19 protein-coding genes are annotated in these 24,676 nt (G+C 50.1%); 5 read left to right on the top strand and 14 right to left on the bottom strand.

Translation table 11 applies throughout. The features are described from left to right. Positions 1-714: 714 nt before the first annotated feature. The gene (locus tag FPG75_RS26385) at positions 715-1,959 is read left to right on the top strand and encodes a S9 family peptidase (RefSeq protein WP_394348569.1); all 1,245 of its coding nucleotides are present in this window, start codon (positions 715-717) and stop codon (positions 1,957-1,959) included. Between the two features lie 125 nt (positions 1,960-2,084). Continuing rightward, entirely contained in the window at positions 2,085-2,861 is a 777-nt protein-coding gene (locus tag FPG75_RS20895) for an enoyl-CoA hydratase-related protein (RefSeq protein ID WP_143309571.1), read from the top strand. A gap of 59 nt (positions 2,862-2,920) precedes the next feature. On the opposite strand, the gene FPG75_RS20890 is transcribed toward FPG75_RS20895, so the two are convergent. Further along, a complete protein-coding gene (locus tag FPG75_RS20890; RefSeq protein ID WP_143309569.1) occupies positions 2,921-3,622 on the bottom strand; it encodes a porin family protein in 702 nt (233 codons plus the stop codon). Between the two features lie 305 nt (positions 3,623-3,927). Between FPG75_RS20890 and FPG75_RS20885 the strand changes: the two genes are divergently transcribed. Beyond that, on the top strand, positions 3,928-6,534 hold the full coding sequence (locus FPG75_RS20885) for a hybrid sensor histidine kinase/response regulator (protein WP_143309567.1): 2,607 nt from the start codon (positions 3,928-3,930) through the stop codon (positions 6,532-6,534). Between the two features lie 15 nt (positions 6,535-6,549). Here FPG75_RS20885 and FPG75_RS20880 read toward each other — a convergent pair whose 3' ends face one another. From FPG75_RS20880 to FPG75_RS20845, 8 genes are all read right to left on the bottom strand, one after another. Next, a complete protein-coding gene (locus FPG75_RS20880) occupies positions 6,550-8,277 on the bottom strand; it encodes a sensor histidine kinase (protein WP_143309565.1) in 1,728 nt (575 codons plus the stop codon). Then, entirely contained in the window at positions 8,274-9,404 is a 1,131-nt protein-coding gene (locus tag FPG75_RS20875; RefSeq protein ID WP_143309563.1) for a sensor protein KdpD, read from the bottom strand. The genes FPG75_RS20880 and FPG75_RS20875 overlap by 4 nt, the downstream gene beginning before the upstream one ends. A 9-nt stretch (positions 9,405-9,413) precedes the next feature. Then, on the bottom strand, positions 9,414-10,490 hold the full coding sequence (locus tag FPG75_RS20870) for a porin (RefSeq protein ID WP_143309561.1): 1,077 nt from the start codon (positions 10,488-10,490) through the stop codon (positions 9,414-9,416). 41 nt (positions 10,491-10,531) lie between these two features. Further along, positions 10,532-11,095 (bottom strand): K(+)-transporting ATPase subunit C, encoded by a 564-nt coding sequence (locus FPG75_RS20865; RefSeq protein WP_143309559.1) that lies wholly within the window; start codon positions 11,093-11,095, stop codon positions 10,532-10,534. A gap of 18 nt (positions 11,096-11,113) precedes the next feature. Then, positions 11,114-13,159 carry a potassium-transporting ATPase subunit KdpB gene (gene kdpB, locus FPG75_RS20860; RefSeq protein WP_143309557.1) on the bottom strand — a complete coding sequence of 682 codons (2,046 nt, stop codon included), beginning with the start codon at positions 13,157-13,159 and terminating at the stop codon, positions 11,114-11,116. 21 nt (positions 13,160-13,180) lie between these two features. Beyond that, on the bottom strand, positions 13,181-14,899 hold the full coding sequence (kdpA, locus tag FPG75_RS20855) for a potassium-transporting ATPase subunit KdpA (RefSeq protein ID WP_143309555.1): 1,719 nt from the start codon (positions 14,897-14,899) through the stop codon (positions 13,181-13,183). 23 nt (positions 14,900-14,922) lie between these two features. Further along, complete coding sequence (locus FPG75_RS26380) at positions 14,923-15,000, bottom strand: potassium-transporting ATPase subunit F (RefSeq protein ID WP_078670327.1); 78 nt, start codon at positions 14,998-15,000, stop codon at positions 14,923-14,925. Positions 15,001-15,105: 105 nt separating this feature from the next. Continuing rightward, entirely contained in the window at positions 15,106-15,447 is a 342-nt protein-coding gene (locus FPG75_RS20845) for a DUF7674 family protein (protein WP_143309553.1), read from the bottom strand. 222 nt (positions 15,448-15,669) lie between these two features. On the opposite strand from FPG75_RS20845, the gene FPG75_RS20840 reads away from it, so the two are divergent. After that, a complete protein-coding gene (locus FPG75_RS20840; RefSeq protein ID WP_143309551.1) occupies positions 15,670-16,668 on the top strand; it encodes a tetratricopeptide repeat protein in 999 nt (332 codons plus the stop codon). A gap of 5 nt (positions 16,669-16,673) precedes the next feature. Beyond that, complete coding sequence (locus FPG75_RS20835; RefSeq protein WP_143309549.1) at positions 16,674-17,210, top strand: DUF3267 domain-containing protein; 537 nt, start codon at positions 16,674-16,676, stop codon at positions 17,208-17,210. 64 nt (positions 17,211-17,274) lie between these two features. Here the strand turns inward: FPG75_RS20835 and FPG75_RS20830 are convergent, their stop codons facing one another. The 5 genes from FPG75_RS20830 to gcvT all read right to left on the bottom strand — a co-directional run bounded on the left by FPG75_RS20830 (position 17,275) and on the right by gcvT (position 24,597). Continuing rightward, on the bottom strand, positions 17,275-21,009 hold the full coding sequence (locus FPG75_RS20830) for a DEAD/DEAH box helicase (protein ID WP_143309535.1): 3,735 nt from the start codon (positions 21,007-21,009) through the stop codon (positions 17,275-17,277). 236 nt (positions 21,010-21,245) lie between these two features. Then, a complete protein-coding gene (locus tag FPG75_RS20825; RefSeq protein WP_143309533.1) occupies positions 21,246-22,046 on the bottom strand; it encodes an MBL fold metallo-hydrolase in 801 nt (266 codons plus the stop codon). An 80-nt stretch (positions 22,047-22,126) separates the two neighbouring features. Next, positions 22,127-22,855 (bottom strand): 2-phosphosulfolactate phosphatase, encoded by a 729-nt coding sequence (locus tag FPG75_RS20820; protein WP_143309531.1) that lies wholly within the window; start codon positions 22,853-22,855, stop codon positions 22,127-22,129. A 15-nt stretch (positions 22,856-22,870) separates the two neighbouring features. Then, positions 22,871-23,344: an SRPBCC family protein gene (locus FPG75_RS20815; RefSeq protein ID WP_143309529.1), complete on the bottom strand. Its 474-nt coding sequence runs from the start codon at positions 23,342-23,344 to the stop codon at positions 22,871-22,873. A 164-nt stretch (positions 23,345-23,508) separates the two neighbouring features. Then, on the bottom strand, positions 23,509-24,597 hold the full coding sequence (gene gcvT, locus FPG75_RS20810) for a glycine cleavage system aminomethyltransferase GcvT (protein WP_143309527.1): 1,089 nt from the start codon (positions 24,595-24,597) through the stop codon (positions 23,509-23,511). Positions 24,598-24,676 lie beyond the last annotated feature (79 nt).

Genomic DNA, 24,676 nt, shown 5'->3' with positions numbered 1-24,676 from the left:
CCCGAACTGCTATGGCAGTTAGGCCGCGTAAGCGGAGAAGCGGTGAGCGCAGACGGCAAAACCGTTATCTACGGCGTTTCTCAGGTAAATGTTGCAGATAATAAAAGCGAGAAAAATCTCTTTGCCATCCCCATCACCGGCGGCACGCCAAAGCAACTTACCCAAACACCAGGCGCAGAAAACGATGTAGCCATATTGCCTAACAACAAGATCGGCTATTCCCTCAAAGGCCAGTGGTGGGAGATGAACACCGACGGCTCCAACCCAATACAGAAAACGAATGTAGAAGGAGGGATGGATAACATCCGCCTCTCTCCGGACGGTAAATTTATCCTCTTCACCAAAGAGGTGAAAGTGAAAAAGATCAACGGTAAAGACCATTATCCCGATCTTGCCAAATCAAATGTACAGATCTATGATAACCTCAACTACCGCCACTGGGATGCCTGGGAAGATGGTAATTTCTCCCATGTATTCTACGCCACCTACAATAATGGCGAAGTAGGCACACCGGTAGACATCATGGCAGGCGAACCATACGACTGCCCGCAAATGCCCTCTGGTGGCCCGGAAGACGCTATCTGGAGCGTGGATAGTAAAAGCATCATCTACGTATGTAAGAAAAAATACGGCAAAGATTATGCGATCAGCACCAACACCGATATTTACGAATACGACCTCACGGCCAAAACTACCCGCAACCTCTCCGAAGGCATGATGGGCTACGATGTGCAGCCGGTATTCAGCCCCGACGGCAAATACCTCGTGTGGCTCAGCATGGCCCACGATGGCTATGAGGCCGACAAGAACGATGTGATCATCCTCGATCGCAGCACCGGCGTCAAAACCAATATCACCAAGGGTTGGGACGGCACCGCCAATGCAGCGCGCTTCAGCAGCGATAGCAAAAAGATCTTCTTCCTCGCCGTGATCAAAGGCACCGAACAACTCATGGAGATCAACCTGGCAAAAGAAGTAGCGCAAACGAACGAAAAACATATCCGCCAGATCACAGAAGGCGATTTCGATATCAACGGCATCATCGCGCAGAGTGGCAACAAGCTCGTGGTAACCCGCACCGATATGAACCACGCCGCAGAAGTGTTCACCGTTGATCTCGCGAAAGGCGATGTGGAAGCGCTGACCAGCGTCAACAAAAATATCTACGACAAGATCGGCAGCTGCAAAGTGGAAAAACGCTGGGTGAAAACGACCGATGGTAAACAGATGCTCGTATGGGTGATCTTCCCTCCAGGCTTTGATCCCGCACAAAAATATCCCACCTTGCTATACTGCCAGGGCGGCCCGCAATCTGCACTGTCACAATTCTATTCCTACCGCTGGAACTTCCAGCTGATGGCCTCCCAGGGCTACATCGTGGTGGCGCCTAACAGAAGAGGGATGCCCGGTCATGGCGTGCAATGGAACGCTGCTATCAGTAAAGACTGGGGCGGCCAGCCAATCCGCGACTACCTGAGCGCGATCGACGACGTGAGCAAAGAAAGCTATGTAGACAAAAAACGCCTTGGCGCGATCGGCGCCAGCTACGGCGGCTATTCTGTATACATGCTCGCCGGCGTTCACGAAAACCGCTTCAAAACCTTCGTGGCACACGATGGCCTCTTCGATCTGAAAAGCTGGTATGGCACCACGGAAGAACTATGGTTCGCCAACTGGGACCTCGGCGCTTATTGGGACAAGGCTAACGTGAACACCTATACGCAGTTCAACCCGAGCGAACACGCCAACAAATGGAATACGCCCATCCTCATCATACAGGGCGGCATCGACTTCAGAGTGCCCATCGAGCAAGGCTTACAGGCCTTCCAGCTGGCGCAGCTGAAAGGTATCAAGAGCAAACTGCTCTACTTCCCGGAAGAGAACCACTGGGTGCTGAAACCACAAAACGCACTGGTATGGCAACGTGAGTTTTTCAGCTGGCTGAAAGAAACACTGTAAAATTTGGGGATTTACGGATTTCCGGATTTTTTGATTTGTTGGAAATCCAAATCCGAAAATCAAAAAATCCGTAAATCCATAAATCAAATATCCAAATAATAAAATAACCAAATAACTAAATCCTTATGGCATCGCTACTGATTGATATCCAGCGTGGCATCGCCACCATTACCCTCAACAGGCCGGATGTGTACAATGCCTTCAATGATCCCCTCAGCTACGAGCTGCAGGACGCTTTAAAGCAGGCGGAAAAAGATCCCAACGTCAGGGTAGTAATACTCACGGGCGCAGGAAAGGCCTTTAGCAGCGGGCAAGACCTCAAAGCCACCCTGGACACTGGCAAACGCAGTCTCAGCGAATCGCTGCACATGCGTTACAACCCCATTATCCGGGCCATCCGCAACATGCCGAAACCGGTGATCTGCAAACTCAATGGCGTGGCCGCCGGCGCAGGATGCTCCCTGGCGCTGGCCTGCGACCTGATCATCGCCAGCGAGGCCGCCACGATGATAGAGATTTTCGTTAACATCGCGCTGGTGCTGGATTCAGGCTCTTCTTATTTTCTGCCCCGCACCGTGGGCTATCACCGCGCCTTCGAGCTGGCCACCAAAGCGTCGAAGATCAGCGCCACAGAAGCTTTACAGCTCGGGCTGGTGAACAAAGTGGTGCCCGCCAACGAGCTCGATGCCGCCGTACAAACGGAAGCCGAATACTACGCTAACGCCCCTACGAAAGCTATCGCGCTCATGAAAAAGATGCTCACCAAAGGCCTGACAGAAACCCTGGACCAAACCCTCGAATACGAGGCCTATTGCCAGGAAATTGCCGGTAATTCCGCCGACTACGCCGAAGGCGTACAAGCCTTCATCGAAAAAAGAAAACCGGTATTCACCGGCCACTGACCATAAAAAAAGCGCGCCCCCGCAATGCGGGGGCGCGCCCAATATCCTGAACATTCCGCCTACAGGCCGCTCAGCGCAATACCGATCTGGTAAGGCCTGATGTCGTAAACAGAATTGTCTTTCAGCAAAGGATTGATAGAGTAGGAACCAAACAGCGCAAAGTTGCCATAACCCACACGGGCAGTGGCTGCAAAGCGCCAGGGGTTGAAGAACTCGCGGTTCTTCTCTTTCTCCGTGGTCTTGGCGCCGTTAGCACCTGTTACCCTGGCTTTGGTATGTGCATCCACCAATGCGCCCACTTTCAAGCCGATAGCAGCTTTGAAGCCTTTGTTGGCATTGTCGGGAACACTGCGGTACCTTAACTCCACCGGGATCTCGATGTAAGTGGTAGCCACTTTATATCTCTTCACGTTGGTAGTTGCAGGGAAGCTCACACTCTTGCTGTTGCTGGCGCCTGTAACATCCATCGCGTGGTCTTTTAAACTTATACCGCTGGTGCTGATACCCAAACCGGCCGCAAGGCTCATCTTGGATTTCTTGAATGGCATATCATACATGAAGGCGACGTTAAAGCCCCTGTTGAAGCCCGTCTTCACACTATCAGGACTACCGGCCCAGCCATCGTATGATAACTGGATCATCAAAAAGTCCTTGGAATGGGTAGCTGCATTCACCGCCTTATTCATCGGAGAGCCGCCATCCTGGGCAAATACGCCTATGGAAACCGCTATCAGACCAAGCGTAAAAATTATTTTCTTCATAAAATCTTAATACTTAAGAAAAAGAATATTAGGCAAATTTAATGGAATGATCGCAAAACAAATCTGTTAAAATATTGCAAAAACAGGCTCCGTTGACCATTTTCCGCGGCGGAAGTTACATAAAAAGTAATATTGACAATCATATTCTTTTCCTGACACCCCGTTTATACTGAACAGAATGAACAGCAAGAATGGAATAAATTATCTTTAATTTGATGAGAAATCCTTCAAAAGGGCTGTAACCACTGCCAACGACGATATTTTGATGACCTGCAATTTTTTCGGTGTTGTGAAACCGCTGATCTATGAGAAAAATTGTAAATACCGTTATCTGCCTGATACTGGCCGTGGTAATGTTCCTCGGCGCATTCGTGTACTATGCCTGGATGGTACAGAAAAGAACCCGCGACGCTGCCGCCCTGATCCATCACAGCACTCTTTCCGACGATACCAGCCGCAATGCCCTGAAAGCCCAGCTGGACAAGGATATCCAATACACCCGTTATTCCTTCTGGGTAACCCTGATGACCAGCTGCTTCATCCTCATCCTGCTCGCCGGTGAATCCCGCTATATTTTTTATCTCTTTAAAAAAATAAAACAAAGGGTCAACCAACTGCAAAAAAGTGAGCAGTCCTTCCGGAGACTGGCAGAAGAAGCGGAACCTATTTTCTATACCGCCACACCCGAAGGCTACTTCACCTACATCAGCGGACGTGCCGAAGAAATCACCGGCTATACCACCGGAGAACTCGTGGGCAAACATTACTCCTTCCTGCTGGATGAGGCCACCTTCGCACGTTTGCAGGAATTTTATGTACATCAGATGAAGAGCCATCAGGACTACTCCTCACAACGCTTCGAGATCATTACCAGGTCAGGCGAAAGGAGAACGGTAGAACAACTTGCTTCTATCATCCGGCAGGATGATGGCAAAGCACGCGGCTTTCATTGCATCGTTCGTGATATTACCAAACCAGACGACCATTACCTCGACCACCTGCGGGAGCGGCTGGAAGCCGTGATCGACTTCACCCCCTCGATGATGTTCATCACCGATATGAACGACCGGTACCTGCTGGTCAATAACCGCTTCGCAGAGATCTTCCAGGTAAAGAAATATGAAGTGATCGGTAAAACTTCCGCAGAGCTGGCGCATTACCACTGGGTATCGCGCTATGCCGGCCTCGACCAACAGGTACGCCAAACCGGTAGCTCCGCCAGCATGGACGACCCCATCACCGTAAACGGACAAACCTTTCACTTCCTCATCACCAAATTTCCGCTCCGCAACAGCCGCGATGAGTTGATTGGCATCTGCGGCATCGGGCAGGACTTCACCGAAAAAAACAACTATACCCGCGAACAAATCATTGCCCGCAAAGCCGCTGAAGAAGCCATGAAAGCGCAGGAAACCTTCCTCGCCAACGTGAGCCACGAAATACGTACCCCCATGAACGGTATCCTCGGCCTCACCAACATGCTGCTGCAAACGCCGCTCACCCGCGACCAGGACGACTTTCTTCAATCTATCAAAAAATCCGCCTCACATCTCCTCGTCATCATCAATGAAATACTCGATTTCTCAAAAATAAAAGCTGGCAAACTTGATATCGAACATGCGCCTTTCAATATCCGCGACGAGATCAACGATCGCCTCTTCTCCCTTAAACTGCAAGCACAGGAAAAACAATTGTCCTTCTTCACAGAAGTGGATGAACGCATTCCGCAATATGTGATCGGCGATCCCGTGCGGCTCAACCAGATACTGGGCAACCTCGTGGAAAATGCCATTAAATTCACCGACAAAGGCCATGTGAGCCTGCAATTGACCCTGCTCGGTAAAAATGAAGACCATCTTCGTATTGCCTTCGACGTTAGTGACACCGGCATTGGCATAGCGCCGGAAATGCAGGAACATATCTTCAAGAGCTTCACACAAACGCACAGCGATAACAACCGCAAATACGGTGGCACCGGCCTCGGATTAACCATCAGCAAAGAGCTGATAGACATTCAGCAAGGCAGCATCTCTGTGATCAGCGATCCCGGCAAAGGCGCCTGCTTTCATGTGGAACTGCCTTTCATCGTATGCCATTTTCCGCCGGCGCCAAAGAAACAGCCGCATCATCACATCAGCGAAAAACCCTTGCTGGGAAAGCATATCCTGGTAGTGGAAGACAATGAGATCAACCGGCAGGTGGCCCTCCATGCGCTCAACAATGCCGGCGCACGTACCGCCGCCGTCACCGACGGCAGCATCGCAGTGGAGCTGCTGCATTTCCAGACTTACGACTGCATCATCATGGACATACAGATGCCCAACATGGACGGATACCAGGCCACCCGGCAGATCCGCGCCAATGGCGTAGACACCTGCATCATCGCCATGACGGCATCCGCCATCAAAGGCGAACGGGAACGATGCCTGCAAGCCGGCATGAACGATTACATCTCCAAACCATTTGAACCAGCCATACTCTACGAAAAAATACTGTCCTGCACCGGCTGCGAAGTGCCCGTCTTCATACCTGTAACACCTCCACCAGTAAGGAAAACAGCCGATATAGATATTCAGAACGCCTACCGGCTGATGGATAACAACGAAGAAAGTGTACGTACCCTGCTGACAGACCTCATGGAAATATTGCCGGAAAAATTCCGCGAAATGCAGGAAGCTGTGCAGGAGCAGCGTTGGGAAGACCTCTTCGTGCTGGCACACCAGATCAAATCCAACCTCAATATCATCCGGCTGCGGGAGGCAGTGGATATCGCAGCCACCATAGAGCGCGATGCAAGGCTGGTACAGCATCTTGGCGCCATACCCCAACGCATACACGAACTGATATCCGTGTACAACGAATACCTTCCCGAGATAGAAGATGCAGTGCTGCTCGCCAAGCAAATAAAATAGCGACGCGGGCCGTTGTTATTCTGCGCTGCTCTGCGTGAAACTCACCGGTAGTTTGAAATAGAACTCGCTGCCTTTGCCTTCCGTGCTGTGCACGCCAATGGAACCGCTTTGCGCTTCAATAAATTCTTTGGAGATAGCCAGACCAAGGCCGCTGCCGGAATGGCCCTTGCCGCCCGGCACCTGGAAGAAACGGTCGAAGATCTTTTGTTGGAAGGCCGCCGGAATGCCCTTGCCGAAATCGCGTACGGCAAAAACCAGTTGCTGATCTTCGGTGGGCGTCACGGAAAGCTCGATGGCAGCGCCTTTGCTGGAATAACGTATGGCGTTGGTGAGCAGGTTCACCAGCACCCAGGCCGTTTTTTCTACGTCGGCCACAACATCGGGGGTAGTATCAGGGATAGCTGTTTTGATGGTCACTTCGTGCTGTGCGGCCTGCCTTTGTACGGTGTCCAGGGCGTATTGCACGATGCTGGCAGGTTTCACGGATTGCGGCTGTAATTGTATGTTGCCGCTTTCCACCTGCGAGAGGTCCAGCAGCTCGCTCACGATCTTGATCATCCGGCGATTGTCTTGCTTGAGGCTTTCCAGCAGCTCCTTTTGTTCTCCGGATAACTGCCCTACGCGCTCATCTTCCAGCAGCTTCAAACTGAAGTCGGACGAGGCCAGCGGCGTTTTCAGCTCATGCGAGATGGTGGCGATGAAATGTGTTTTGGCAATATCCTGCTCTTTGAAAGAGGTGACGTTTTTCAATATAACGACATGGCCTATACGTTTTCCTTCGTGCTGGATATCGGCGGTTTCCTGTGTAAAGAAACTTTCTTTGCCGTCCACTACAATTTTGAGCGGCGCATTTTCTTTGGGGTTGATGAGGTATTTAAGCAGGTCGTTCTGTTTGGCGGCTTCTGTGGCGGGACGGCCTACGAGGTCTTTCTCCTGTACATTGAGCAACTGCAAAGCCTGCGTGTTGGCAAACAGAATAGTGTTGTTGCTATCGAACCCGATGGTGGCGTCTTTCAGGCTGCTGATCACGGCTTCGGCGCGTTGCTTTTCGAACATGATGCGTGCAAGGTTGCTGTGCTCATAGTCGTCCAGTCGCTGGGCCATGGTATTGAAGGCGGCGGCCAGCTCCCCAAATTCATCGCCGGTCCGGAAGTACAGGCGCTTGTTATATTCTTTGTCGGCGATGCCTTTGATCGCCTCTGTGAGCGCATGAATGGGATTAGCAATATAGCCGGGAAAATTATAAACGAATGTGAAGCCCAGCAGGAAACATACGCCGCTGATGATAGCGATATAAAGGAGCGCGTTATCGGCGGTTTTCTTCACCAGTTCATTCTTTCCAACGATCGCATTCATGTTGAGGTCCATGATCACGTAGATGCTGCGTTTGATGGAGGCGATATCGCCGGGAGAAGTTAAAGAGTCGGTACGGAGATGATCGAAGATATTCCGGACCTGCGTGGTGGCGGTCATTTCGCCACGTTCGGTTACATTGGCTTCCTGTTTTTTCAGGTTCTCTTCAAAAGATTTCAACGCGGCGGCACGATTGGCAGACAGGTCTTCCAGGGCCACCAGCATGTTTTTGGAGTACTCGATCGATTCGTAGTTGTCTTTGAGTATGATCTTGGCTTTTTCATTGAGCCGGTTGAGATAATAATATCCCAGCACGCTTACGATCAGCAGCATGATGTAGAGGAAAAGCACCCCGAGCGTGATCTTCGTTTTAAGCCTGAATTTACTCATGATAATATGATGAGGTCTATGTCGTTGGAAGAAAGCGTTTTCAGCAACTGGTTAAACAGGTTAGTACGGAGTATGATCCTGAAGAGGCTGATGTGCGGCTTTCCGATACATACGGTAGTAACATGTTTTTCCAATGCAAGTTTAATGATAGCTGCTGATATATTGGCCTCATGTTCCTGGATGACTTCCGCGCCCAGTTCTGTGGCCAGTTTCAGGTTATTGATGAGATGCCGTTGCGCGGCCAGTGCTATTTTGTCCACGCTTTCGCGGGGTGTTTGTACATATAGCACATACCAGTCCGCATGATAGTAAGCAGCCAGCCGGGCGGTTTTGCGGATCACCTTGCGGGCTACTTCATCATTCGTGGAAATGCAGGCCAGGAACGTCTCGTGGCGCATTTGCTGGCTGCGCGGAATCTCTGTTTCCACTTTTCTTTCCACCTGCGTGGTAACCTCTTTGAGGGCAAGCTCGCGCAGCTGCAATATTTTTTCGGCCTGAAAGAAATTGCGGAGGGCCGTCTCTACTTTTGATTTATCATAAATCTTGCCTTCTTTGAGCCTGGTGATAAGCTCATCAGCCGTGAGGTCGATGTTCACTACCTCATTGGCCATTTGCAGGATGAGGTCGGGGATACGTTCCTGCACTTCCACGCCGGTGATAGATTTCACCTCCTGGTTAATGCTCTCGATGTGCTGGATATTCACGGCAGAGATCACGTTGATGCCTGCGTTGAGAATGTCTACTACATCCTGCCAGCGTTTTTCATTTTTGGAGCCGGGGATATTGGTATGCGCCAGTTCATCAATGATCACCCAGTCAGGCGACAAAAGCAAGATGGCGGAGAGATCCATCTCTTCCAACATCTTGCCTTTATAAAAAACCTGTTTTCTTGGTATGGTGGGCAGGCCTTCCAGCAGGGCATGCGTTTCCGCACGATCATGCGTTTCGATATAACCTATCTGGATGTTAACGCCATTCCTCAGCATGGCATGCGCCTCTTGCAGCATGCGGTAAGTTTTGCCCACACCGGCGCTCATGCCGATGTACACTTTAAACATCCCTCTGCCTGCGCGGTTGGCCATCTGGAGGAAATGCTCCACAGATTGTTCTTTTTCTTTTTCAGTCATGGTATATACTTAGAACCATACCGCCAACGATGCCGTGACGGCCGTATTCGTATTGCTCATACTGGTTCCTTTGATAAATGTTTTATCCTTACCATCGAACATCCTGCCTTCTATCCTGAACATCACGTGATCTACCGGGGTGAAGTCCATGTTGAGCGAGTAGCCCATCGTCTGGAATCCGTCAGGGGCGCCGGTGGAGATGACCACGCCATGTTCGTCTTTATAATATTCCACTCTTCCTGTTAATGCAAATTTACTGGTGAAGGCGTAACGCGCTACCACAGCGGGACTATACCAACTGTATAATTCACTTTCGCCTTTCGCTTTTTGTTGCATGCCATAATCCATACCCGCAGTGAAGCTGAATTTATCGCTTATATTGAACGTACCGTAAAGGTCGTTAAAGTAACGCATACGGCGTGTGCTGTCAGGAAAATCATTGCCGGCATAAGTGCTCCAGTTGAGCAGCACTTTGTCGGAAGGCTTGAAGGTGATCTGTGTGCCGAAGGCAGGCGTCTGGTTGCCGTCCACCCGTTTGATGCGTTGCCAGCCATTGAGATACATGGCCGCAAAGGACCATTTGTCGTTGGGCGTCCAGGTTACTTTAGCGCCGGTTTCATAGTAGGGCGAGTTCTCCGCCTGGATACTGCGCGTGAGAGTATAGCAATCCTTGCCAATGGCGCTTTCAAACCCGATGTGCGAGGGCATGATACCGGCATCTACCCATACCTTTTTTCCTACGCGGATGCCTACGTTGGCTTCATACACGTGTTGCATCAGGGTGGGCTCGGTGGCGAGATTGTACTGTGGGTAAGTACCTGCCATCAGGCCTACATTGGCGCGGATGCGATCGGATGTATAATTGGCTTTGATCATGCCGAGGTTCAGGTTAAGTTCATTATGCCGGTTGAAATTGTACAGGAATCCTGGCTTCAGGTGATCTGCCGGTTTATTGAAGTCATAGCTGTAATATACTTCTGCGTAGCCGGAGATGGTTACTTTTCCTTTCTCTGTGTGTGTCGAGTCTTGCGCATACGCGCCCAATGCAGCGCCCATGGCGGCTGCCAGCAAACGGGTCTTTTTCATCGTTGGTGCTTGGTTCTTAATACAGGTTAAATGGTATCACTTTATTTCAGTTCGTCGAGTGCCACATTGAGTTTCAGCACGTTCACGGTAGCAGGTCCGAACATGCCCAGCAGTGGTGATTTGATATGATCGCTTACCAGCTGTTTCACGCGATCGGCAGCAAGGCCCCTGGCTTTCGCTACGCGGGCTACCTGAACGTAAGCCGCAGCAGGAGAGAGGTCCGGGTCAATACCACTGGCGGAAGCAGTCACCAGTTCTGCGGGCACTTCTTCTTTTTTCACCGTCGGGTTATGAACCAGGAAGGTATCAAGCCTTTCCTGTATCACCTTGAGGAGATCAGGATTACCGGCAGATTTGTTGGAACCGCCGGAGCCGGCAGCGTTATAATCTACCGCAGAAGGGCGCGACCAGAAATATTTGTCTTGCGTAAATTTCTGCCCTACCAGTTCATACCCTACTACTTTTCCATTATGCATGACCGTTACACCGTTGCCTTTGCCGGGCGCCAGTTTGGCGATGGCGGCGAGGAAGAGCGGGTAGATGCCTGCAAGCAGGATAACGAGGATGATGGTCAGTTTTATAGATGGCAAAAGATATTTTTTCATGACGGATGATTTAATTTTTTACATAAACAATGCGATCAGCATATCAATAATCTTGATACCGATGAAAGGTGCGATGATACCGCCTACGCCGTATATCAGCAGGTTCCTGCGGAGCAGTGCGCTGGCGCCGATGGGCTTATAGGCCACACCGCGGAGCGCCAGCGGTATCAGCATAGGGATAATGATAGCATTGAAGATCACGGCGCTGAGGATAGCCGATTCAGGGCTATGCAGCTTCATGATATTGATTCCCTGCAAAGCCGGAATGGAGGCTACGAACAGGGCAGGAACGATCGCGAAATATTTGGCTACGTCGTTGGCGATGGAGAAGGTGGTGAGTGTACCACGGGTCATCAGCAACTGTTTTCCGATCTCAACGATCTCGATCAGCTTCGTAGGGTCATTGTCGAGATCCACCATATTACCGGCTTCTTTGGCAGCTTGTGTGCCACTGTTCATGGCTACGCCAACGTCGGCTTGCGCCAGGGCGGGAGCATCGTTGGTACCGTCGCCCATCATGGCAACCAGGCGGCCTTCGTTCTGCTCTTTGCGGATATAGGTCATTTTATCTTCCGGTTTCGCTTCTGCGATGAAGTCATCTACACCGGCCTTGGTAGCAATGTATTTTGCGGTGAGCGGGTTATCGCCGGTTACCATCACGGTTTTTACGCCCATTTTGCGCAGGCGCTCGAAACGCTCGCTGATGCCGGGTTTGATGATATCCTGCAATTCGATTACACCTTGCACTTTGCTGTTGAGCGCTACTACCAGCGGGGTACCGCCATCTTTGGAGATGGCTTCCACACGGGCGCGGGTTTCATCAGGAAACTGGAAGCCTTCCCGCTCAGTAAGCCTTTTGATGGCGTCATAGGCGCCTTTGCGGATACGGTTGCCATCCGGCAGATCGATGCCGCTGCTGCGGGTTTCGGCCGTAAACTTCACCAGCGAAGCGCCGGCGGTAGTGAGCTTGGATACTACATCTTTACCGGCGAGTTCCACGATGGACTTACCTTCCGGCGTTTCGTCAGACAAAGAACTCAAGGCGCACAGTTTTACAAAATCTTCATTGGAGACACCGTTGGTGGCCCAGAAATTAGTGGCCTTACGGTTACCGATGGTGATGGTACCGGTTTTATCGAGCAGCAATACGTCGATATCGCCAGCGGTTTCTACGGCCTTCCCTGATTTGGTGATCACGTTGGCGCGCAGCGCGCGGTCCATACCTGCGATACCGATCGCAGATAACAAACCACCGATGGTAGTAGGTATCAAACAAACGAATAAAGAGATGAAAGCGGCAATGGTGATCGGTGTTTGTGCATAGTCAGCAAAAGGTTTCAGCGTTACGCACACGATGATGAACACCAGCGTGAAGCTCGCCAGCAGGATGGTGAGCGCAATTTCATTCGGCGTTTTTTGACGACTGGCGCCTTCTACGAGTGCGATCATTTTATCGAGGAATGATTCGCCGGGTTCAGTGCTCACGCGTACTTTGATATGGTCGGACAATACTTTGGTACCGCCTACCACGCTGGATTTATCACCGCCGGCTTCGCGGATCACCGGTGCGCTTTCACCGGTGATGGCTGACTCGTCAATGCTGGCCAGCCCTTCCACGATCTCGCCATCGGCGGGGATAATATCCCCGGGTTCACATAGGAAAATATCTCCTTTACGCAGCTGTGAAGAAGAAACGATCTTGATCTCGTTGGTAAAGATCTCGCCGATCAGTTCTATCTTCTTAGCCGGTGTTTCTTCTCTTGTTTTGCGCAAGCTCTCTGCCTGCGCTTTACCGCGCGCTTCTGCAATGGCCTCCGCGAAGTTGGCAAACAATACGGTGAGCAGCAGTATAACGAACACGGATATATTATAAGCAGCGCTGCCCTGGTCGGTATGCTTGGTGAACAAGGCGTACAAGGCTACTATCAACATCACGGCAGTGCCTATCTCCACGGTAAACATTACCGGGTTTTTAATCATCAGTTTCGGGTTCAATTTCACGAAAGACTCTTTCAGGCTCTCCATCACCAGTTCTCTCGGAAATAATTTATTTTCTTTTTTCATGATAGTTTTACTTGTAGATTATCATCTGTACAGGGAAAAATATTCTGCGATCGGACCTAATGCGAGGGCAGGGAAATAAGACAATGCAGTGAGGATAATGATCACGGCAAAGGTCATGGCGCCGAAGGTGAGTGAATCTGTTTTCAGCGTACCGGCAGATTCAGGAATATATTTCTTCGATGCCATCAGGCCCGCAATGGCCACTGGTCCGATGATAGGCAGGAACCTGCCCAATATCAATACAAAGCCGGTGCTTACGTTCCAGAATACGTTACCATCTCCCAGCCCTTCAAAACCGGAGCCGTTGTTGGCATTGGAAGAGGTGTATTCATACAGCATCTCTGAAAATCCGTGATAGCCGGGGTTATTCAGCCATGCCGATGGTTTCACGGCCCAGTTCACATCCGGATGATGTGCGATCATATAAGATGATAATGCAGTACCGGCGAGGATCAGGAAGGGAGATAACAGCGTGATGATCGCAGCGATCTTCACTTCTCTCGCTTCCAGCTTGTGGCCCATAAATTCAGGCGTACGGCCCACCATCAGCCCGGATATGAATACGGCGATGATGATAAAGATGTAGTAGTTGAGGATACCCACACCACAACCGCCATAGAAGCAGTTGAGCATCATGCCGAGCAATTGCATCAGGCCACTGATAGGCATGGTACTATCGTGGAACCCGCAGATGGAACCGGTGGAGATAATCGTGGTAACCACGCTCCAGTAGGCCGTTCCGGCAGGCCCGAACCGGACCTCCTTGCCCTCCATCGCACCCGTGGGTTGCAGTATGCCCATATGCGCCATGACCGGGTTACCACTCATTTCGGCTTGCATAGTGGGTATCAGTAAGCATATCGTCCCGATGGTCATAATACCAAAGATGACATACGCGAATTTTTTTCTTTGTATGAAGAGGCCCAGGGCAAACACCATCGCAATGGGGATCACCACCTGTGCTACCATTTCAGTGATATAAGTAATATAGTTCGGGTTTTCCAGCGGATGTGCGGAGTTAGCGCCAAACCAGCCACCACCGTTGGTGCCGAGGTGTTTGATCGCGATAAATCCTGCGGCAGGGCCACGGGAAACATTCGACGTATCGCCTTGTAAAGTGATGATCGTATCCTTACCGGCGTAGCTGGCAGGCGATCCGTTGAAGATGAGGATCAGCGCAATCACAATGCTGAAGGGCAGCAGGATACGGGTGATCGTTTTCAAAAAGATATCCCAGAAGTTTCCCAGCTTGGTAGTGGTCTTTTCTTTCATCGCCTTGAAAACCACGATCAGCGCGGCGATACCGGTAGCGGCACTTACAAATTGCAGGAAGGCCAGCACAAACAACTGTGTGAAATAAGTTACGCCGGTTTCTCCTGAATAGTGTTGCAGGTTACAGTTCACTACAAAACTGATAGCCGTGTTAAACGCCAGATCGGCCGACTGTCCCGGGTTTCCGTCGGGGTTCAGTGGCAGCTTATCCTGGAACATCAACGCAAAGAAGGCATACACGAACCATACAAGGTTGATGGTGAGTAGTGCTTTCAAGTGCTGCTTCCAGTTCATCTCCTCGTTCGGATTGATGCCGGAGAGCTTGAAGAATAGGCGTTCCAGCGGCGCCATGAAATCGGACCAGGTTCTTTCTCCTTTAAAAACTTTTACGATATACTTCGACAACGGCCAGGCCAGCAGTAATGTTAGTCCATAGGTGGCAATAACGCCTGTAATTTCTGTGTTCATTTTTTTATGTCAGTTAAAAAGCGTCAGAATTTTTCCGGTTTGAGCAATACATAGATCATGTAACCAAAAACCAATATCGAAAGCACGAATAAAGCGGTCATAGTTTAAATGTTTTCGAAGTAGTCAACAGATTTAAAGAACAGATAAAAGCAGGCAAGTCCGGCCAGCAGTAAGAGAATAGTCAACATATAGCTATTATTAAATGGTTAGATAGCGATGGTTTGCAGATGCCTGATCCTGATCTGTTTCAATGACAAAGGCAGTAATTCCTTGTGTTGCGAGCATAACAGCGGCGACAGTGCGAACATGAATACACTTTCGATCGCATTACGCAACACGGCACTACCATTATGATACAGTACGCCTGCCATGGTGAAACAGCGTTTCACTTCCTGCAACTGGCCGCCACGGATCATGTTGCCGGTATAATCGGCAAATGCATGGATCACTTTACTTACCGCACCTTTCGCAGGTAACTGCTGCATCGGAAAGGATAATGCCGGTATCTGGCAACCGATTAACTGGGAGATCTTCGAATCAGGTAACATATAAATCTTGAATTTTGTTCCGCTGAGGGGATTACCATTGAAATGCCATTTTGAATAACCTTCTTTCTACATCTTCATAAATAAATGATAATCACCTATTTAAATCCTCACTTGATAAATAACACTGAAAAAAACGGACGATCAAACCATGCAGAAACGGAAGGGTGAATACAGAAACGGGAAAACGCTTATCTTGGCTCTCCCTAAACCAAGCTATACCTTATGGAAGTGATGCATGAAGGATGTATTAAATGCCTTCGCCCCGATTATGAGCCAGGTTACATAACGCAGCTTTGTAAAGATTGCCGCAAGGAGCTCAGCAGGTTTCCGGTAAAGAATAGTATCAAATGGGCCGCATTGGCTGTAGGACTGCTTTTCCTGGTTTCCCTGTATAATTTCCCGCGTTATTTTTCTGCCGGCGTAGCCTATGAGAAAGCAGTCAAGGCAGAAGACCAACGCCGCTATGTAACTGAAAAGCAGCTGCTGGAGCGGGTTTTGAAGCAGTTCCCTGACAATAAGGAAGCCAGCGCCCATTACCTCATTGCTACTGCTAATAACGACAATCTCAAAGAAGCCGACAGTGTGTTGCAAAAGTTGCTGAATGCGAATTTCGACGACAAGCAACTGGTGGCCAAAGTAAATGATGCCACCAGCACCTTTCAGTACTACGAGGTGAGCGATACCGCTTTCAGCCACTTGCTGAATAAGCTGTCGGCAGATACGGCCGCTTACAAAGCCGCCTTGCTGCAGCATTACCGCCAGCAACCCCAGGATCTCGGCGTGGCATTGGTATTGGCCAATATCTGCTATGCATCCGGGGAATATTCGCTGGCGGACACTATTGCAGCGCCGATCGCAAAAGCGCATCCCGATTGCCGGCCAGCCTTGTTCATATTGTCGCGCATTTATCTGCATGATAAAGCATATGACAGGTTGCAGGCTATCAGCCAACAGCTGTTAAGCCAGAACACAGAAAGCGCCTTGGCCTTTGCCATAGAAGCACGGGTACTGCTCGCGCAAAAGCATTACCCCGAAGCCCTGAAAGCCGCCAACACAGCGCACTCTCTGGCGCCGGACGGTCCATTTTGCACACAGTCGCTTGTGCTCGCAGAACATTTCAATGGCCACGCGCAGCAACGCGACCGGCTATACGAAAAATTGAAAGGACTTGCGGTAGACAATCCTACTATTATTCAGGAAACTGAGGCCATCATCAAATAATTACAATGTTCTTCCTTCCAGGCATCGTCATCAGCGTACTTACTTTTCCCGGTGTGATCGTGCATGAATTTGCACATCAGCTGTTCTGCCGGCTTTTCGGGGTAGCTATCTTTGAAGTGAAATATTTCCAGGTGGATAACCCGGTTGGCTATGTGATACACGAGGTACCGTCCAGGCCTTCGCAACAGCTGTGGATCAGCATCGGGCCGTTTATCGTAAATACATTACTGGGGCTGATCATCGGCTTCCCCGCAGCTATCCCGGTGGTGAAGTTCGGCGCCGGCACTCCTTTCGATTATGTGCTCATCTACCTTGGCGTGAGCATTGCCATGCACGCTTTTCCCAGCACCGGCGATGCACAAAGCCTGTGGCGCCTCGTTGCCAATGATGAAAAAACGCCCTGGTGGCTCAAAGCCATCACTGTGCCAATAGTAGGTATTATATTGTTAGGCGCCATCGGCAGCATGATATGGCTCGACCTTGCATATGGTATTGCGGTGGCGGTGTGGTTGCCTGATCTGATTGTGCGGTGGTGCGCATAAAAATATACGCTAAAAGCAGCGGCCTGCGCCCTATGGGCGCAGGCCGCTGCTTTTAGCGTTTGTGCTAACTGAACAAGTACAGTACATCTTCCTTCGTGAGCTTCTTCACGAAGCCGCTATCATCGGAGATGATCTCTTTCACCAAAGATTTCTTGCGTTCCTGTAGCTGTAGTATTTTTTCTTCTACCGTGTCTTTACAGATCATACGGTAGGCGAAGATATTTTTCGTTTGTCCGATACGGTGCGTACGGTCAATGGCTTGTTGCTCTACTGCCGGGTTCCACCAGGGGTCTACGATGTAAACATAATCGGCGGCAGTGAGGTTAAGACCCACACCACCGGCTTTCAGCGAGATCAGGAATACACGGCATTCGTCGTTGTTCTGGAAATTCTGTATCGCTTTTTCGCGGTCCATCGTAGAGGTGGAGCCATCGAAATATTCGAAAGGAATTTTCATATGTTGCAGCCTTTCCTTGATCAGGCCTAGCATGCCGAGGAATTGTGAGAACACGAGCACTTTGTGGTGGCCGATGTTTTCTGCAATCTCGCGGGTGAGCTCGTGCAGTTTCACCGAGTGGTTCGGGTATTGTTCCGCATCGTTGAGGATGGCCGGCGAATCGCAGATCTGGCGCAGCTTCATCAGGCCTTGCAGGATGGTGAGCTGCGAACGTTCCATACCCTGATCTTCGATCACGCCCAATATTTTCGAGCGATAGGTATTGCGGTAAGCATCGTAGATGTGGCGCTGTTCGGCGTCCATCTCGCAGAAGATCACTGTTTCTATCTTCTCCGGCAGCTCTTTCGCCACCTGCTCTTTGGTGCGGCGCAGGATGAACGGATAGATGAGCTTGCGCAGATGTTCTTTCCTTTCTTCGTCCTGGAATTTATCGATCGGCGTAGCAAATTCATTCCTGAAAAAGTCTACGCTGCCGAGCATGCCCGGGTTGAGGAAGTTCATCTGGGCATAGATATCGAAGGTATTATTTTGCATGGGCGTACCGCTCAGGGCAAGCCTGTTGCGGGTATGCAGCAGTTGTGCCGCTTTGGTCACCTTTGATTGCGGGTTCTTGATGGCTTGTGATTCATCGAGGATCACATAGTCGAACTCCAGTTTCATGAGCAACTGCACATCACTGCGCAGGGTGCCGTAGGTGGTGATGATCACATCAAATTTTGCCAGCTCCTCGGAGTTCTTCAAACGTGCAGGCCCATGATGGATGTGATGTTTGATATCCGGCGTGAACTTGCGTATCTCGTTCTCCCAGTTATATATCAGGGTGGTGGGGCATACTACCAGCGCCATACATTTGCCGTGCCTGTTCTTGTAATACTGCACGAAAGTGAGCGCCTGGATGGTTTTACCAAGACCCATATCATCTGCGAGGATGCCGCCCCATTTGATCTCATCCAGGTAGTTGAGCCACTGGAAACCGCTCTCCTGGTATGGGCGCAGGGTAGCGTGAAGATTATGCGGCAATTCGATATTGCGTATCTCATCGAACTGCAGGAGCTTCTTGCGCTTTTGTTCCAGTTCTATCACTACGGCTTCATCGTCGATGAACTCATACAGTTCATCGATGACGCTGAAGTTGTATTTGCTGAGCTTGAGCCCTTTATCTTTTTCTTCCCCTACTTTGAAGAGCAGGGAATATTTGCGCAGCCATTCTTCCGGCAGCAGGCCCAGGGAGCCATCTGCCAGCTGTACATAGTTCTGTTTGTTGGCCAGCGCGCTTTTGATGTCTTTGATGCTCACGCGCTGATCGCCGTAAAGCACTTCGATCTGCGCATCGAACCAGTCGATGCCCGAGCTGATTTGCAGGTTGGTCACCGGTTTGTGCGAGCTGAACTTGAAATTGCGCAGTGATTCAAAGCCGAACACGCGCACATTCATTTCTTTCAGGGCATCAAAGAAGAGGAAGAACCAGTTATTTTTGAGCGCTTCCTTGGCGCGCAGGTAGAAATAGTTATGATTATCGTGCTGGGCGAAGTTGGTGTGCAGCGTACGTATCTTGTTCACAAATTCATCTTCGGCAGTTTTGTTACGGCGTATCACCAACACTTTATTACCTTCCTGTACAGTGATCCTGTTTTCTTCATTCCATTCCACTTCCTGGCCGCGGTAGGCGAATCCTGGCTGGATGATGAAGGTATCGCCGAGTTCTTTCAGATATACACGGCATTCAGGCAGGATGTTGTCTACTTCAGCCAGCAGTTCGCGGTCGAACTGGATATCATATTGCCTGCTGAGCGGCAGGAGATAGTCTTTAAGATAAACCTGCCATTCGTTGTTAGGGATGCGCAGTTGTCCGTTTTGCCTGAAGAGCTCTACGTGCAGGGCATCCTGCGGGTTCTCGAACAGGTACACTACGTTTTCATAGAGGAAGAGGAGCGGGCTGTCCCAGGCGTTCTGCGATACGTTTACCTGTTCTCCTTCGATAGATACGAAGCAGGTAACCTCTACATGGGTATCGCCGCTGGCGGCTTTGATGATGAGTTTCAGTCTTTCTGCGCCCAGCTGTACCGGTATGAGGTGCTTGGTTTTAAACGCCTGCCTGTTGGGCAGCTGGAACATGAGGCCATGTTCCGCTAGTTGCGGAAACAGCTTTGCCAGCTTGGGATGCAGGTATTCCAGCATTAGCTCTTTCGTTTCGGTGGGCAGTTCTTCTGCATTTTCATGCGTGATGTTTTCCCAGATACCGGCGAACGGAGAATTTTTGCTGAGGAACTTGCTCACTTCAGTGCCTTGTAATTTTCGTATAGGCGCTATCAGTTCCCTGTCTTTCTCTTTGTATTGATAGAAGTCCACATATTTCGTGAGATCGAGTTTACTGGCGAGAGATACGAAGGCCGTTTGTTCTTCGTTCACTTCGCCGCTAACGAGGTCGATGCGGAAATAGGGGTATAATGTTTCATTGGCGTTGAAAACGGCGGCGAGGCGCTGTGATACGGTGATGGTCTCTTCCGGCGGCGGTGGCGCAGTGGCGGGCTGGCGGCCGAGGGCCTGGCCATCCACACGCTTGATGCTGGGATCGAGCACGCGCAGGAAGGGTTTACCATCCATGTACGAAAAGGCAAATTTCCCGTCGAGGTCATCGGTGAGGGAATAGCCGTATAAGGAGAGCAGTTTGTTCTTTTCTTTATCCCAGTTGCGGAGGGTATCGAAATAGAACTGTCCGTGCTTCTGCAGCAATTGCAGGAACAGTGCGGCTTTATGAACACAGAGGGCATGTTCTGTTTCATCGCAGGTGCAATGCGTATCAAAAAAGCGTTCCTCGTTACGTTGTATGATCAACGGATATTCGTGGCCTTGCAGGGTAAGTACTGCTTCCACTTTTTCATCTTTGGCCTGTTTAATTTTCGCGGGGCTCTCTTTGGCGATCTTTTCCGCTTGTGCGAAAATAGCGCCGGAGGTGAGCAGCTTGATCGTTTTCAGGTCGATAGATTTCATCTTGATCAGCGTATGCTGCTGATCAAACTGTGTATCGAAGCTGTCGAAATGATTTTTGTCCAGCATTTCCTGCAGCTGAAACAGGGCGGCAGCTTCGTGGCGGCAGATATCTCCGAGATTGTACGGACATTGGCAGCGGATAGACATACCGGATGTTTCTCCGTACTTATTGATAGATACACGGTAGTAATTGGCGTGAGTATCGCTTTTTACACGGAAGGTGGCAGACTTCAGCACCGGGTCGGCTTCTATCAGCTCTACCCCTCCGGTAGAAAAGATACGCTTCCCCCTGCGGATCACTTCATCAGTGCCGTTATTGTAAACATATTTTAGCAAATGGGGCAGCGACATACTATTCGTTGTTGCCAGCTTTTTATTACCAGCCAAAGGGTTAATTTAAGAAAAAAAAGTATTCGACAGCTGGTAAAAAGGCAATCCACAAAAGTAAGCAGAAAATTCCTAATGAAAAAGCCTGAAGCCTTTTAAACGGCTCCCGGCGGGGGTTAGTCAAATTTATATTTCTCACTTTTGCGGAAACGGAAGGTCACATGGTCATTTGCCATAATATCAATGGTGTTGTCATAAGGTCAATTTTTGTTGATATGCCGGAGATAGCGCTTCACGGAGAAGTCCATCGCAGCCTGCGCGCCGGTTTTGATATAGCGGCCGAAAGCGCCGTACATGGCATCGTAGGAGAGCGGATGCACTACATCGGCAATACGGTTCACTTCTTTGGCTGATAAAGGAATAAAATTCGGATAGCTGTACATGAACGATACCGTTTTCAGGTCGGGCGCTATCTGTATCACATCGCCTACGAGCAAGGCGCCTTTACCTGCGGGAGAATAGAGTACATTAGCTCCCGGAAAGTGGCCACCACAAAGCAATAGCTTCACACCATCCCAGAGGGGCAGTTCATCGCCTTCCCACAATTTGATCACGGCGTCATGACGCCCCAGCCATTGCGCATCGAGTTGGTGCACATACACCGGTGCGTTATTAAAGGCATGGCTCCACTCCACGATCGTAGAAAAGTAATGCGGGTGCGAGATGGCGATTGCTTTGATACCGCCGAGGCGCTGTATCAGATCGATCGTAGAGGCGTCGAGGTTAGCGATGCAATCCCAAAGGATGTTGCCGCCGGGCGTTACAAGCAGGTGCGCCCGCTGCCCGATAGCAAAACCGGGAGCGCTGTAGATGGCGTACACGTCTGGCGCTACTTTTTCAATAATATTTTTATGGCTGCGGTTCAGTTCTTCGAGGGTGGTCCATTGTTGGCCTGCTGGGCTTACGTATTGTCTTTCATCTTCGCAGATCGGGCAATGCTGCGGTGCGGTGGCGGCGGCATCGTATTGTACGCCGCAGGTGGAACAAATATGGTAGGTCATAGTACAAAAATTTAAAGCCCTTGAAGCGGATAAGCGAATAAAGCCCTTGAAGCGCTTTGAGCGCTTCAAGGGCAGGGAACCTAAATGTCTACCGCAACAAGTTCTCCGTCTTTAAACAATGGCAGCACGTTGGCGCCATCGGGAGTGAGGCAGTACGCAATATCTTTTTCAAGGCCGTAGTTAGCCAGCCTTTTATAGTGGGAGGCCTGTTTCATGAAATTGAAGAGGTCTCCTTTGGCAGTATCATAAAGGGTTTCGGCGGCGATGGCGGAGTCGCAGTTCACATCGAAGTGTTGTTTGATGCGGCTGGTCACCGCGCCGGCGAAGAGGGTATCTTCCATATTTACGCGGTCTTTCCAGGCGGCGCAACCGAGGATCACGTTCTGGTTCTGTGCAACGAGGTAGTCGCAAACCGAGCTGATATTGGGAAAGGAGCCGGTGATGATCTGAATGGCGTCTTTGGCCATGTGCAGCAGTTTGGTACCGTTGGTGGTGGTGAGCACCAGGGTTTTATCGGCAATAAATTCTCTCGGATATTCGAAAGGGGAGTTGCCGTGTACGAGGCCTTCGGCAATTTTGCCATCGCGCTCGCCGGCGGTGATGCCGCCGATGGCGCGGCCGATGTTCACACATTCCTCTACAGAGGCCACCGGTATTACGCGGGCAGCGCCATTGTAAAGAGCGGTACAGATAGTAGAGGTAGCGCGCAGTACATCAATGATCACTACGATGCTGTTCTTTATATCGTATAAATGTAATAATGCCGGAGACAGACATACTTCCAGGCCGGGTTTGTTGTGTGACGTCATTCAGATAACATTTAATTAATCAAGGATCACTCTCCACTTGTCGCTCTCAGCATATTCCTTAATGGTGTCATTACGCCGTTGCAGCAGGCGGGTCATATATTTTTGCAGATAGATGCGTTCAAAACATCTGCCCAGCCATCCATAGGGCGTTCCGAAATCCATGATATCGATCATCACCGTGCCGTTACCGATCTCCTTGAAATGATGTTCATGTTTCAGGTGGGTAAAATCTCCTTCTGTCATCTCATCACAAAAAAAATCCGCTTTGCGCATTTCAGTGATCCTGGTGGTGAGCTGGCGCATTTTACCCAGGTGTTTGGCGCGCCAGGTAACGGTTTCGTTGTAGGAGATCAACCCGTTGGTACGGCCTTTTATGGCTTCTTCCTGCCGGTGCGACATACTTTTTTTATGCAGCGTGATACTCCTGCTCAGGTCGAAGACCCGCTCCAGCGGGGCATGGATAACGGTAGTCAAATGAATAGTAGGCATAGATATGGTGATTTTTTCCCGCAAAGACGCAAAGCAGCAACGAATGCAAAGGCGGGCTTCGCCCGCAAATAAGCATGTTTTTTCAAGAAAAACAAGTTATCTATATTCTACACGCGGAGCATGCCTTTGCATTCGTTGCTGCTTTGCGTCTTTGCGGGAAAATACTATCCCAGGAAAGGCACTTTCACCACTTTCGCTTTCAATGCTTTATCCCTTACGGAGATGAATATTTCAGTGTCAAGCGCTGCGAAAGGCGTTTTCACGTAACCCAGGCCCACAGCCTTTTGCAGGGAGGGCGACTGAGTACCGGAGGTAACACGGCCAATGACGTTGCCGGCAGCATCTTTGATCTCGTAGTCGTGACGGGGAATGCCTTTATCTACCATTTCAAAGCCGACCAGTTTCTGGCTCACGCCTTCTGCTTTCTGTTTTTCGAAGATAGCGCGGGAGGTAAAGTCTTTTGTAAATTTGGTGATCCAGCCCAAACCTGCTTCCAGCGGGGAGCTGCGGTCATCGATATCATTACCATAGAGGCAGAAACCCATTTCCAGGCGGAGGGTATCGCGGGCGCCGAGGCCGATGGGCTTCAGGCCTTTAGGGCCGCCGGCTGCGAAGATCGCATCCCAGATCTTGTCGGCAGCGCCGTCAACATCTTCAAAATAGATCTCGATACCACCTGCGCCAGTGTAGCCGGTAGCGCTGATCAGTACGTTGGGAACACCTGCAAATACGCCTTTTGCGAAGGTGTAGTATTTCAGGTTTACGATGTCCACCTCTGTCAGTGGTTGCAAAATGCTGGTGGCATTAGGCCCCTGAATGGCCAGCAGACAGGTTTTATCGGAGATGTTGTGCATCTCTACATTCCTGGTATTGTGCTGGCTGATCCAGTTCCAGTCTTTTTCAATATTGCTGGCATTCACTACCAGCATATACACTTTATTTTCTTCTATACAATACACCAGCAGATCGTCTACAATACCGCCTTCATTGTTAGGCAGGCAACTGTATTGTGCCTTGCCGGCAGTAAGTTTGGAGGCGTCGTTGCTGGTAACGCGCTGGATGAGGTCCAGTGCATTTTCTCCCTTTAAAATGAATTCGCCCATGTGGCTCACATCAAACACACCGGCGTTTGTGCGCACGGCCTGGTGTTCGTCGTTAATACCTGTGTAGGATATCGGCATGTTGTAACCCGCAAATGGAGCCATCTTTGCGCCCAGCGCAATGTGTTTCTCTGTAAAAGGCGTATTTTTCATACATTGTTTTTAAAACGCGGCAAAAATAGCATTTTGGCCATTACCAACGATGAATAAAACCCGATGAATGACTATTATC

The organism is Chitinophaga vietnamensis, from assembly GCF_902167635.1.
GTDB lineage: Bacteria > Bacteroidota > Bacteroidia > Chitinophagales > Chitinophagaceae > Chitinophaga > Chitinophaga vietnamensis.
This window is presented reverse-complemented; position numbering and strand designations above follow the sequence as displayed.